The 13,264-nt window shown below is 28.5% G+C and carries 15 protein-coding genes; 1 reads left to right on the top strand and 14 read right to left on the bottom strand.

Going from position 1 to position 13,264, the window contains the following annotated elements; translation table 11 throughout:
* Positions 1 to 818: 818 nt before the first annotated feature.
* The 11 genes from mnmA to FYJ27_RS00760 all read right to left on the bottom strand — a co-directional run bounded on the left by mnmA (position 819) and on the right by FYJ27_RS00760 (position 9,935).
* Positions 819 to 1,898 (bottom strand): tRNA 2-thiouridine(34) synthase MnmA, encoded by a 1,080-nt coding sequence (gene mnmA, locus FYJ27_RS00715; RefSeq protein WP_154481587.1) that lies wholly within the window; start codon positions 1,896 to 1,898, stop codon positions 819 to 821.
* Between the two features lie 116 nt (positions 1,899 to 2,014).
* Positions 2,015 to 2,356, bottom strand: coding sequence for a cupin domain-containing protein (locus tag FYJ27_RS00720; RefSeq protein ID WP_154481590.1), 342 nt, complete (start codon positions 2,354 to 2,356; stop codon positions 2,015 to 2,017).
* A 144-nt stretch (positions 2,357 to 2,500) separates the two neighbouring features.
* Positions 2,501 to 2,638, bottom strand: a complete 138-nt coding sequence (locus tag FYJ27_RS12610; protein WP_195839048.1) for a hypothetical protein — start codon at positions 2,636 to 2,638, stop codon at positions 2,501 to 2,503.
* Positions 2,639 to 2,707: 69 nt separating this feature from the next.
* Positions 2,708 to 3,658, bottom strand: a complete 951-nt coding sequence (asrC, locus tag FYJ27_RS00725) for a sulfite reductase subunit C (protein ID WP_216384673.1) — start codon at positions 3,656 to 3,658, stop codon at positions 2,708 to 2,710.
* An 11-nt stretch (positions 3,659 to 3,669) separates the two neighbouring features.
* Positions 3,670 to 4,464 (bottom strand): anaerobic sulfite reductase subunit AsrB, encoded by a 795-nt coding sequence (asrB, locus tag FYJ27_RS00730; RefSeq protein ID WP_154481593.1) that lies wholly within the window; start codon positions 4,462 to 4,464, stop codon positions 3,670 to 3,672.
* Positions 4,465 to 5,466, bottom strand: coding sequence for an anaerobic sulfite reductase subunit AsrA (asrA, locus tag FYJ27_RS00735; protein ID WP_154481596.1), 1,002 nt, complete (start codon positions 5,464 to 5,466; stop codon positions 4,465 to 4,467). It lies immediately after the preceding gene.
* Positions 5,447 to 6,256 carry a formate/nitrite transporter family protein gene (locus FYJ27_RS00740; RefSeq protein WP_154481599.1) on the bottom strand — a complete coding sequence of 270 codons (810 nt, stop codon included), beginning with the start codon at positions 6,254 to 6,256 and terminating at the stop codon, positions 5,447 to 5,449. The genes asrA and FYJ27_RS00740 overlap by 20 nt, the downstream gene beginning before the upstream one ends.
* A gap of 69 nt (positions 6,257 to 6,325) precedes the next feature.
* Positions 6,326 to 7,015 (bottom strand): Crp/Fnr family transcriptional regulator, encoded by a 690-nt coding sequence (locus tag FYJ27_RS00745; RefSeq protein ID WP_154481602.1) that lies wholly within the window; start codon positions 7,013 to 7,015, stop codon positions 6,326 to 6,328.
* A 73-nt stretch (positions 7,016 to 7,088) separates the two neighbouring features.
* A complete protein-coding gene (locus tag FYJ27_RS00750) occupies positions 7,089 to 7,940 on the bottom strand; it encodes an HDOD domain-containing protein (RefSeq protein ID WP_154481605.1) in 852 nt (283 codons plus the stop codon).
* Between the two features lie 150 nt (positions 7,941 to 8,090).
* Positions 8,091 to 9,017: a DMT family transporter gene (locus FYJ27_RS00755; protein ID WP_154481608.1), complete on the bottom strand. Its 927-nt coding sequence runs from the start codon at positions 9,015 to 9,017 to the stop codon at positions 8,091 to 8,093.
* 111 nt (positions 9,018 to 9,128) lie between these two features.
* Complete coding sequence (locus FYJ27_RS00760; protein WP_195839049.1) at positions 9,129 to 9,935, bottom strand: EFR1 family ferrodoxin; 807 nt, start codon at positions 9,933 to 9,935, stop codon at positions 9,129 to 9,131.
* A 539-nt stretch (positions 9,936 to 10,474) separates the two neighbouring features.
* Between FYJ27_RS00760 and FYJ27_RS00765 the strand changes: the two genes are divergently transcribed.
* Positions 10,475 to 11,158, top strand: coding sequence for an RluA family pseudouridine synthase (locus tag FYJ27_RS00765; protein ID WP_154481614.1), 684 nt, complete (start codon positions 10,475 to 10,477; stop codon positions 11,156 to 11,158).
* A gap of 52 nt (positions 11,159 to 11,210) precedes the next feature.
* Here the strand turns inward: FYJ27_RS00765 and FYJ27_RS00770 are convergent, their stop codons facing one another.
* From FYJ27_RS00770 to FYJ27_RS00780, 3 genes are read right to left on the bottom strand one after another with little or no spacing between them, the layout of a single operon-like run.
* Positions 11,211 to 11,567 carry a NifB/NifX family molybdenum-iron cluster-binding protein gene (locus FYJ27_RS00770; protein WP_154481617.1) on the bottom strand — a complete coding sequence of 119 codons (357 nt, stop codon included), beginning with the start codon at positions 11,565 to 11,567 and terminating at the stop codon, positions 11,211 to 11,213.
* 11 nt (positions 11,568 to 11,578) lie between these two features.
* Entirely contained in the window at positions 11,579 to 12,427 is an 849-nt protein-coding gene (locus FYJ27_RS00775; protein ID WP_154481620.1) for an ATP-binding protein, read from the bottom strand.
* A complete protein-coding gene (locus FYJ27_RS00780) occupies positions 12,418 to 13,248 on the bottom strand; it encodes a P-loop NTPase (RefSeq protein WP_154481623.1) in 831 nt (276 codons plus the stop codon). Before FYJ27_RS00780 ends, FYJ27_RS00775 begins: the two co-directional genes overlap by 10 nt.
* Between the last annotated feature and the right edge of the window lie 16 nt (positions 13,249 to 13,264).

The raw sequence follows: 13,264 nt of genomic DNA on the forward strand, positions 1-13,264 counted from the left end.
ATGGATAACTAAGGTATAACACATTATAGGCAAAATTACAAAAATTTTATTTATGCATATAGTTTTATACTTATACGATATAGGGTTGTTTGAATTCTTAACTTCATAGTAGATCCAATTAAGTTTGTTTATAAATAATATTCCATATAAGTTGCAATACTCCTTTGTTTGTTTTGGTCTAATTTTGTCGAACTATTTAACTTAATTGCAACTATCCATTATTAACTATTACTTATAAATTACAAATAGTATGATAATTTTAAATTCATTTAATATAACTAATATATTCCGAATATTTTCACATAGTAGTCTTAATAGTGAACTTTTCAACTTTTAATCATAAAATTATATATTGTATATGAATATTTTTTAAATAAGGTGTATATAATTCTACTATATAAGTTTGTCCTTATCTATACGGGAAATGTCTTGTATATTTATGTATAAATATATTAGTATGTATCAAATATTAATTTTTTGTAAAGTTAAATTAATTGAATATTAATAGGTATTTCACATTTAATATACTTATTAATCATTTTTTTCAAACTATTTATACTTTTAAAATATATAAGAGGTTAAACATTTTATATTTAAATATGTTTTTCATATAAATTTAAGATGATATCGAGGTGATACCATGTAGAGTATAGAAAATGATTTAAAAAATTTATGTTTAGATTTCATTGATGTTTTACATTCGCTGGAAAAATCTAGAGACATTGCAAAAGAAGAATACGAGCAATATTCAAAACCTAAAATTGCATTTTAAAAAAAATATATAAAATCTTTATATATATAAAGATTTTATATATTACTTAATATACTTCTTTTATAATTCCTCCACCAACTACTACGTCTCCATCATAAAACACTACTGACTGGCCTTTTGTTATAGCTCTTTGTGGGGATTTAAACTCTACAATTGCTCCGTCTTTATGTGGATTAACAAGAGCTTTTGTTTCTTTCATGCTATATCTTACTTTAGCTGTTACTTCCAAGTCTTTAGGAATATTATCATAAGGAATTATATTTATATCTTCTGCATAAAGTTTCGACTTGAATATTTTATCTTCATCCCCGATTACTATTAAATTCTTTTCTGGAATTATTTTCTGAACAAAAACCTTTCTACCTACAGCTATCCCTAAACCTTTTCTTTGACCTACAGTATAATAGACTATTCCTTTATGCTTGCCTAATGTATGGCCATTTTCATCAACAAAATATCCCGGTTTTACCTTATCAGGCTCTCTATTCTTAATAAATTTCCCATGATCATCATCTGGGATAAAACATATTTCTTCACTATCAGGCTTATTGTGTACATTTAAGTCTATCTTTTCGGCTATTTCTCTTACTCTATCCTTTGTAATATTATAAAGAGGCATAAGGGTATGTTCTAATTGATATTGAGTCATATTATATAGAAAATAAGTCTGATCTTTCTTTGAATCTGCGGCTCTTTTAAGAAGATATCTATCTGTAGATTCATCTTTTTCTATATTAGCATAATGGCCTGTAGCTACATAATAGGCTCCTAAACCTTCAGCTTTTCTCAAGAACTCATCAAACTTTATATATTTATTACATACTACACATGGATTTGGAGTTCTTCCTTGTAAATATTCATCAACAAAATAATTTATAACCTTTCTTTCAAATACATCTTTAAAATTCATGACATAGAAAGGAATATCTAACTTTTCAGCTACTTTTCTAGCATCGTTTACTGAAGAAATAGAACAGCAACCACCTTCTTTTTCATCAAACTCCTCATCTTTTGGAATCATAGTCATAGTTACCCCTATCACATCATATCCTGCTTCTTTTAGAATATAAGCTGCTACAGAGCTATCTACTCCACCACTCATTCCTAAAACCACTTTCTTCTTCAAAAATTTTCACCAACCTTACTATAATAAAATATCAAATACTAATTATACCATATATTATTTTATTTATTATTTCAATAAAAAAAGAAACAAGTCATTTGACCTGCTTCCTTTTCTAACTATAAACTGAATACTACAACCAAAAGCATTTTAAACCTTTCCTTTGCATATAGTGCATGAGGAATATCTTTTGGCATAACAATTGTTTCTCCTTCTTTTACTTCAAACTTTTCTTCTCCTATAGTTATTTCTGCAATACCATCTAAAATATATACTAATGCATCTCCTGGAGCTGTATGAGAGCTAATTTCTTCTCCACTATCAAAGGCAAATAGTGTCATACTTAGTGGATCACCCTGTGCAAGTGTTCTACTGACTACAGTTCCTTCTTGATAGTCTACCAATGATTTTATATTGTATACAGTTTTAAAATCTATATTTTTTATAAGATTTCTACTCATATAAAACCCTCCCATTGATTTTTTAAAATTATTTATATGTTTTATTTTACTATCAATTCCAATATAAATACGTAACAAATGTTACAAAACTAATAAAATCTAAAAGGATAGCTAAATTTAGCTATCCTTTTTAGATTTTACATGTTATTTTCTTTCAAAGGCTAATATATAATATTTATTTCCTAAATTTTCTTCAAATTTCTTAATTTCATTTAATTCTTCATTATTTACATTTGCTAATGGTAAATCTTGTTTAACACCATTTAATGTTCTATTGTCCATGGAATTCCTCCTAGTTTTGAATTATATTTAGCCTTATTTTATTTTTTCTACAATCTATAAAAATTATTCTTAATACCAATATATATTATTTTCCACTATTGCCTTTGGTCCTAGTTCTACATCTTTCAATACCCATTTTTTAAACTCTTGAAACCCTGTCCTATCAACAATATATCCTACATGTTCTTTTCCTCCTGGTGCCTCTTTATCTATATATTTATCTACATATTCATAAGTATTTAATATTATTTTTATAATACTTTCCTCATCTATCCAAGTAATAAACTCTCTTGCAAGCCTTGGATTTTTCTTTCCTGTTCTCCCCATTATAACTAGTTTATAATATTTTTCATCACTTCTCGTCCAGGCAGACATAGGACATTTTAATATACACTCTCCACATCCAATACATTTTTCTTCATTTCTAACTACTTTATTATTTTCAAAAGATAGTGCTCCAACTACCCTTTTTTTACAGTTATCTACACAAGCTTTACATCCTATACATCTATAAGGATCATACTGCGGTTCTGTCATACCTATTATACCAAAGTCATGCATCCTAGATTTTATACAGTCATTCGGACAACCTGTAAGGGCTATTTTGACATGATAATCATTAGGAAATATCACCTCTTCAATTTTCTTTGCAAAGTTTGTAGTGTTATAATTTGCAAAAGGACATACATTATTACCTACACATGCAGATATATTTCTTGTACCTGAAGCTGGATATCCCGTATCTGGATCTATTTGGTTTATATTTAATCCTTCTATTACTGGCTGAATCTCTTTATTTACCTCATCCATATATTCCATTGGTATACCTGGTATTTCAAAACCTTGTCTAGTAGTTATATGAAGAGTGCCATTCCCATATTTTTCAGCAATATTTTTTAAAACAAGCAAATGACTTGCCTCAATATGTCCTCCTGGAACTCTAATTCTAATAGCAGTTTTTCCCCTTTCCTTTGTTACTCTAAAAGCATTTTTTTTAAGTTTTTTAGTATTTATATCCACAATAACACCTCCTAATCTACAAGTTTCATAGCCTTTGTATAATTAAATACAGGACCATCTAAACAAACATATGTATCATCTATTTTACAATGTCCACATTTTCCTATTCCACAACACATTTTTCTTTCGTATGAAACCCAAATATTTTCTTCCTCTATACCTTTATTTAAAAATTCTTGAAGTGAAAACTTTAACATGATTGGAGGCCCTACTACTATTACATTTGCTTTTTCTACATTTTCTATTTCTATATCCTTTATATATTCAGTTATAAGACCTACATTTCCATTATAATTTTCATTTCCATTATCCACTGTTAAAATGGTATTTATTTTATCTTCCCAGAATTTAAAATCGTTCTTAAATAAAATATCATCTGGTGATTTAAATCCACAAACCAATGTAATATCTTTTATTTCATTTTTATGATCTGCAAAATAATCTACAACACCTTTAACTGGAGCAAGACCAGTACCTCCTGCTGCTACTATCAATTCTTTTCCTTTAAACATATTTACATCAAATCCATTTCCATAAGGTCCCCTCATGAAAAGGTGCTCTCCGGGAAAAAATGTATGCACTACATCAGTGACTTTCCCTACTTTTCTAATAGTTAAATCCACATAATTTTCTCCTATCTCACTTACGGATATAGGGGCTTCTCCATATTTCGGAATAGACACTTCAAAAAACTGCCCTGGCTTTACATCACCCTTGAATTCCATTCTAAAAGTATAATCTATACCAGTATGGGGTACTATTTTCAAAATTTTTGATTTAAAAGGTAGGTAAACATTGTTTTCCATTTACTTTTCCTCCTTTATTTCTTGATTTAGCCTATTAACACAACAGGAAAATGATATATATTCTGGACATGCATCATCACACCTTCCACATCCTACACACATCTGATAGCCAAATCTTTTATTAAAATCATATATTTTGTGCATTACTTTAAACCTCATCCTATCTCCTTGGTTACTTCTAAAATCAAAGCCTCCAGCTACCTCAGAATAACCATCTATTTGACAAGAAGCCCATACCCTTCTTCTTTCTCCTGTTTTTTCATTATCTTTATAGAAAATATCCTGCATAGAGAAACAAGAACAAGTGCCACATACTATATTACACCTACCACAACCTATACATCTTGAAGTATACTCACTCCATATAGGTAATTTAAATATATTTATATCTAAATTATCTGGTATATTTACTTTAACTTTATTTTCCTCTATAAATTTTGGATTTATTTCAATTTCTTCTCCTATGTCAAAATACGAAGTAAAATCTTCACCTTTCACTTTAACTAATATGCCATTTCCATCTTTCTTAACAAATAAAGAATAATCCTCAGTTTTATTAGTTCCCATATTTACACAGAAACAGTTTTCAAAACTATTTTCGCATTCCATGAGCACAAAATTTATTTTTTCTCTTCGTTTTTTGTAATAGGGATCTTCTACTCCATTTTTCAAATATATCTCATCTAATCTTTTTACTGCATGTATATCACAACTTCTCAAAAACACCAATATCTTTTTATCATCCATCTCTGGTTCTATAACTTTATCTTCTGTAAAATAAAATAATGTTTGAGTTATAGGCAGTAATATCTCTTTAGGTGAGTAATAAGATTTTTTATTGAATTCTATTTCTTCTACACTATATACTTCATCATATCTAACTAAATCTGTATCTGAAAATCTACCCTTGTTTTTAAATAATTTAGGAGCATATATTCTATATTCTTTGCCTAGTTCTTTTAATACATTATTAAATTCTTTATTACTTAGATAAATCCCCATAGTTCTTTGCCTCCTTTGCCTTTTCTCTGCCATTAGCTATAAACCAATAAGTCCAACCTATAAAAATTGCACCGCCAACAAAATTCCCTATAGTTACAGGTATAAGATTTTTAAAAAGTCCAGCAAAAGAAATTGCGCCGCCATTAGGTAACATCATTGCAGTAGTAATTAATGTCATATTTGCTATACTGTGCTCAAATCCTATAGTTATAAATGCAAATAAACACCAAAATATCATTATAAGTTTTGCTGTCTCTTCTTTTAACTTAAAAAAACACCAAACTGCTAAACACACTAACATATTACAAAGTATTCCTCTAATAAATAATTCTCCAAGCCCTGCGTTAATTTTAGCCTTAGATCCATTTATTATAAAATCTGCTATACTACCTGTAGCAAGTCCTGATTGAACATATAATATGGAAAGAAGTATGCTTCCTAAAAAATTCCCTATATAACTATATATCCAAACAGATATACTATCTTTCCAAGAAACTTGCCCCTTCAACGATCCAACCATCATTATTAAGTTATTTCCTGTAAAAAGCTCAGAACCAGCTATAAGAACAAGGCTAAGTGCTATACCAAAAGATACACCCATCAAAATTTTCACTCCTGGTACATTTGCAGGTTGCAACAATCCTCCAATAGTAAAAATAAGGAGTATTCCAATTCCTACATAGACTCCTGCTAGCATAGACGATAATAAATATCCAATTTTATTATCTTGAAATAACGTTTTCTTATTTGATGCTATTGAAGATAAGTTGTTAATTTCTTGACTAAACATAATCCAATCCCTCCTTTTTACATTTATTTATAATTTAACACTTTTTAAAAAAAAGGACTGTGATAAAAATCACACTCCTCTAAAATATATAGATAATTTTTTTCTATCTTTTACTAAAATTTTTCTATCCTTATATTCAATAAGATCTTCTTTTTTTAAGTCACTCATACATCTTGAAACAGTTTCCCTTGTACTTCCTAACATATCTGCTAAATAGGTAATACTTAAATCTAAATTTATTAAGACCCCGTCTTCCATCTCTATTCCATAATCTCTGCTAAGCTTCCAAAGCTTTGCCGCTAACTTTTTATCCATTCTTATTGGAACTGTATTTTTAAGTTGCCTATACTGTCTCCTTATCTTTTTGCCCATAGATTTTATTACCTTTTGGGTTAAATCAAAGTTTTTCTCCATTACATATAAGAATGTTCCTTTATCAAAACCTATTACTGTGCTATCTTCAAAGGCTTCACAATTTATTGAAGCAGGCATATTATCAAAAATTACTTCATTAATTATTTCTCCTGAATCCAAAATATATATAATCCTCTTTTGTCCCATTTCTGAAAGTCTAAAAAGGGTCATTTTTCCTTCCAAGATCACGTAGATATTTTTTACTTCGTCTCTTTCTGAAAATAAAGATTCCCCTTTCTTCAATTTAACTCTAAAAGAAGACTCAGCTAAATAATTTATATGTTCTCTGTCCAAATCAGTAAAAAAACTTAATTTTAAAATACTTTTTTTTATGGACTCTACCATTGAAACACCCCTTTTAAAAAAATACAAAAATAAAAGAAGATTTCTCAAATGCTTATTGGAAATCTCCTTTTATCTAAATTACATTAAAATTATCATCATCTATTATTAAATCCGATGCTTCTAAAATAATATATTGTATTTCTGTTTCATTTAATTTTAAATTCTCTATTGCAAACTGTGATAAATTATATTTCATACCATCTGCTCCAAGACCGACTCCCATCATCATAGTTATAGCATCTGCTACATGGACTATAGATACTAAATCTGGATTTTCCAAAGCTTTTTCGGGTGTATGATGATATTCTATAGCTTCTACTAAATCTTTAGGAAAATTCCACTTTTGTGCTACTTTACCTCCTATTTCAGCATGATCAAATCCAAGAACTAACTTTTCTGCTTCTAAAAATGGAACCCTTTCTTCTTCAACTATTTTCACTATTTCACAATATTCATCTTGCACATAATGATTTAATATAGTTTTTCCTATATCCCTTAACAGCCCTGCAATATAAGCTTTCTCAGGATTTTCAATACTTTTTTTCTTTCCAATATATCTTGAAATAATACCACAAGTTTGAGATTGCTTCCACAAATCATTTTTTCCAAGGGCATATCCTTCCAGCTCTCCTAGAAGATATTTACTTACTGTAGAGGCCAAAGCTATACTTTTAATGGTTTGAAATCCTAATAATATTGTAGCTCTTGAAACAGTACTTATTTTCCTCGGATATCCATAATGGGTGGTATTAGCGAGCTTAAGAACTTTTGAAGTTAAACTTTGATCCTTCAATATTTCATTTTCCAAATCTTTAACTGTAGAGTCTGAATTTTCAACAATTTCTATTATCTTATTTATTCTATTTGGTAAAACTGGCATCTCTTCAACTTTTTCAACTATTCTATCCAATGTTAATTTACCCATATGCAACTCCCCGTTAATTTTATAGTATTAATAACTCTTTGCCTAACTTCAAATAAAAACTTTTCAATTTCCTCTCAACAATAATATCGACAGAAATAAAAAATAGTTAACTTATATAGATAGTTTCTGATATTAAATAAAGCATTTATATTATTCAAATTCTTGCTTTCTATTTAAGTTCAATACTAAAATACCTAGTACTACCAGAATTAATCCTACAACTAAATTGAAAGTAAAATGTTCTCCTTTAATAAAAATAGCAGATAAAGTAGCTCCAAATATAGGTATAAACAATCTATATATACTTACTTCACCTGGTTTATTATATTTTAAAATCATATACCATAATAAAAAAGCAGTAGCTGAAAGAAAAGCTGAATATAATAATAATGTAAAACTTACTTTATCAAAGGTAAGTTTAGACCCGCCCATTCCAACTTTTCCTACAATTAATAATGGTAAGGAACCAAAGAACATTTGACCTCCTGTAAGAAATACTGGTTCTATGTCTTGAGAAACATTCTTTACATATATAGTAGCAAAAGTGCTTACTAATGCAGAAAATAATAAGAAACCTTCTCCTATTAATTTAAAACTTAAATCAAAATCTTTACCTATATTAACTATAAGAATTCCTCCAAACCCTAAAATTAAACTTAAAACTTTTTGTATATTTAACTTATCATTATTATAAATAAAATGTGCCAATATAACAGTAAAAAATGTACCGCTAGCTTGGATTATAGCACTTTTTATACCTGTAGTATTAGCTACTCCTATATAGAAAAAGAAATATTGCAAAGTTGTCTGCAAAAGTCCAAGTATAATAAAAGATTTTATATGATCTTTTTTAATATTTATATTCATTTTAAAAATTAGTTTAGCTGCTAAAAATACTAATATAGAAGCCATAAAAAATCTTAGTCCTGCAAAGTATATTTTTGAATATATATCTGGTCCTTCAATTGCAAGTTTCTCATAACTAACCTTTAAAACTGGAAAAGCACTTCCCCAAAGTGCCATAGCTATAAGAGAAACTATGAGTATATTTATCTTTTTAGTAAAAAATCTTTCCATAAATATCCCCTTTCATATGTCTATTTTTAAAGTCATTATAAGCATAATACCCATTTTATCATATCTTAAAGCAAAATAGAGCTTTCAATGTTGAAAACTCTATTTTGAACACTAATATTTATTTTTATATAATCTATAGTCCTTCATCGCTTCCAATTCTTCTACAGTTACATAAGGATTTTTGTACCTTCCCCTATTTTCAGTTTTTTCACCTATTTGAATAGCTTCATTAGGACAAAACTGAATACAGCCCATACATTGTTGACAATCCATCCTCCACTCAGGTTTGCCATGGACCAATTCAATATTATCTACAGGACATACTTTTTTACATATTCCACATCCAATACATGATTCATTTACATTAAAATCTTTATCACTTGTATGAACATTTTTTATAAAACTTCTATAGAAAGGTTTCATTATTAAACCATAGAAGCTAAAATTTCTTTTTATTTCTCTTCTTTTCGATACTGCCTTTGCCATTTTTAGAATATCACTGTTTGCATCTCTAATTATTTCTTTTCCCTCTTCTTCAGCTTTCATTTGAAACTTTTTTACATAATTATCGGGCATAGTAATATAAAAGTTTCCATTTAATCTTCTTCTTTTTTGCTTAAGTATCTTATCTATTTGAGCCATTGCTTGTCCATTGGATCCTCCTCTTGTACAAAGAGCAAATATATAAGCATCTTTTTTAATATTTATCTTCTTTAAAAATCTAATCACTATTTCAGGAAGCCCTCCATAGTAAAGAGGAAATGCAATTCCTACATTGTCATAAGGACAATTTATCTCTTCTTCTTTTATAAGGCTTGGAATAGGTATAAGATCTGCTCCATTTATGTACCTGGCCAATTTTTTTGCCGCAAAATAAGAATTTCCTGTTCCAGTAAAGTAGTAGATACAAGTTTTCACTTTAAATACCCCCATTTTTTTTATAAATCCATTTTTATCTCACTATTTTTAAACCGCTACTCTCATGGTTTTCTAGAACTTCCCTATATCTTTTCTCACCGTAACAGAATTTTCCCTATTTTCTCCTTTATCAAAATCCATATTTTAAAATATCGTTGTATAATTCCCCATCTAATCTATCATACAATTATTTCCACTACTTGTCTAATGTCTTTCGCTATATTTTTATATAGTTCTATAGTTTCACTTTCATATAAATAGTATAAAAAACTTTAATCTTAATGTTGAACATGAACTTTAACTTATTTATTAAAAGTTAGTGACAAGCTCATCTTTTAATACTTTAAGTTTACTTAATTCTGTTAATCTTCATCTTTAACTTTAAACACTTTTTAATATATACTAAAAAGTATTTCATTAAAATATCATTCTTTAAAAAAGAAAATTATTATCTAAAATATACAGTTGTCAATTACACAATAATTTATATATAATATACTTGTTTTGTTTTTATAAATTTAAAAACATAGGAGGAAAAAATGAACTTAAACATTATTTTTCAAGACAGAGATATATTAGTAGTAGAAAAGCCACCAAAAGTTCCTTGTCAAAGCGACAAAACAAATGATACTGACCTTATATCTATGTTAAAAAAGCCAAATCTTAGACTTGTTCATAGATTAGACCGTCCTGTTGGAGGAATTATGGTATATGCAAAAAATAAAAAATCTAATTCAAATTTATCTAGACAAGTCTCAGAACATAAACTTTATAAAGAATATCTTGCAATAGTTTGCGGAGAACCTGAAAATTCTAAAGAAGAGTTAAGAGATTATTTAAAAAAATTAAGAACTATTAATATGAGTAAAGTAGTAGAAAAAGATACAAGGGGTTCTAAAGAAGCAATACTTGAATACGAAGTTTTAGAAACTATTAAAACAGGACTAGATGGAACTATTAGTTTACTTAAAATAACTTTAAAAACAGGTCGCCATCACCAAATAAGGGTACAACTTTCTCATGCAAATCTACCTATATGGGGAGATAGGAAATATAACAAAATATTTATGAAGAAAAAGGGATGGACACAAATTGCCCTATGGTCACATAAAATTGGTTTCATCCATCCTGTTAGCAAACAATTTTTAACTTTTTCATCTCTTCCTTATGATGAATATCCTTGGAATATTTTTGATATGAATAACTTAGGAAAAGATAAATGATATTGAAAAAGCCACCACTTTCAAAATAGAGTGATGGCTTGATTATTCCTATTTATTCATTGCAATGACCTTCATGTTGATGTTCAGTACAAACGCTTCCTGTAGATTTAAGTTCTCCCTTTAGATATCTGTCTACTATATCATCAGATGCGCCTTGAGCTCCTACTACTACTTCGATACCATTTTCATTGAAAAGCTCTTGAGCATGAGCTCCCATACCTCCAGATATTATTACATCTGCCTTTTGCTCTTTTAAAAAAACTGGTAAAAATCCTGGCTTATGTCCTGGATTTGGTACAAATTTTTTGTCTAATATCTTATTATCATTAACATCGTATATTGTAAAACCTTCACAATGCCCAAAATGACCACTAACTAATTTACCTTCATTTGCAACTGCTATCTTCATTTTCATTCCTCCTAAAATATTATTTTTTTAATATTTGACCACATTTCTTCAATGGCTATTTTAGCTATACTATTTTCATAATAAGTTATTGGTTTTAATTCATTTATAGACTTCATAACCATGTCATCATATGGAATCTTTCCTATAAGTTTTAATCCTTTTTCTTCTATATATTTTTCAATTTCATTACTCATATCTTCATTTATATCATATTTATTTATAGATACTAAAACAAGTACTCCAAAATGTTCACATAAAGATACTACTCTTTTAAGATCTTCAAGTCCTGATTTGGTTGGTTCTGTAACAATTAAAACTACATCACTACCAGTAATTGAAGCAATAACTGAACAACCTATACCTGGTGATCCATCTATTATAGTTAGTTTTTCTTTTTCAGAAAACTCTTTACTATTTTTGCGTAGAAAAGTTATAAGCTTGCCAGAAGCATCACTTCCTATTTCCATTTCAGCTCTAGATATAATTCCTTCATCTGTTTTAGTTATAAATGTATCTGCAGCTTTTTCATCTTTTAATTTTATTGCATTTTTTGGACATATAAGAGTACAAGCTCCACAACCTTCACAAGCATAAGGGTCTATCTCTAGGTCATGGATAGCATCGAACTTACATACCTCTTCACATTTACCACATTTTATACATTTTGCTTTATTAATAGATGCTATCTTACCTCCAACGAACTCTCCTTTTTTTATATCAGCTCCATCATAAAATAAATAAAAATTAGAAGCTTCCACATCACAATCTACCCTTACTACATTTTTTGCAAGTTCTGAAAGGGCTGTAGCAATAGTAGTTTTACCAGTTCCACCTTTACCACTTAAAACTACTAACTCCATGCTATCACCTTCTTTATTCTCTCTGCTAATTCATCAAATATATATTTCTGATTTAAATCATCGTATAAAATTTCTCCTTTTGAATATATCTCTGCTATATCTTTACTATATGGTATAGCACCTATAATTTTTATATTATTTTCCTTACAGTATTTTCTTATTATATTTTCTTTTCCGTCATCCTTGTTTATAATTATTCCATAATCAATATTAAACATTTTCACAACTTCAACTGCCATATCTAAATCATGTAGTCCAAATTTTGTAGGTTCTGTAACCAATATTGCACCATTGGCATACTTCAATGCATTTACTACATTACAAGAAGTCCCTGGAGGACAATCTATAATATTTAAACCTTCTAATAAATTATCTAACAGTTTATTTATAATAGGTACGGCCATTGGTTCTCCTATATCTAAAACTCCTCTTGCACAATTTATATCTTTAGACTTGCCTTTTTCAATAGTACCTGTTTTTCGCTTTTTATATTTTAGTGCCCCATGATTGCAAGCAATTTCACAAGCGCCACAACTATGACATAGTTTTTCAAATAACATAATATCATTATTTACTTTAGCTAAAGCATTAAATTGGCATGCATTAACACAAGAACCACAAGATATGCATTTATTACTATCAATATATGGATAATCTACTAAAACCTTTTCAACTTCATCTATTTTAGGTTTTAAAAACAAAAATCCATTAGGCTCTTCTACATCACAATCTACGTAATTTGATTTTAAGGCCAAAGCAAGATTTGTAGATACAGTAGTTTTTCCAGTTCCTCCTTTTCCACTAAGTACTGCAATATTCATTGTTTTCCTCCTTCAA

Source organism: Anaerosalibacter bizertensis (genome assembly GCF_009696605.1).
Taxonomy (GTDB): domain Bacteria; phylum Bacillota; class Clostridia; order Tissierellales; family Sporanaerobacteraceae; genus Anaerosalibacter; species Anaerosalibacter bizertensis.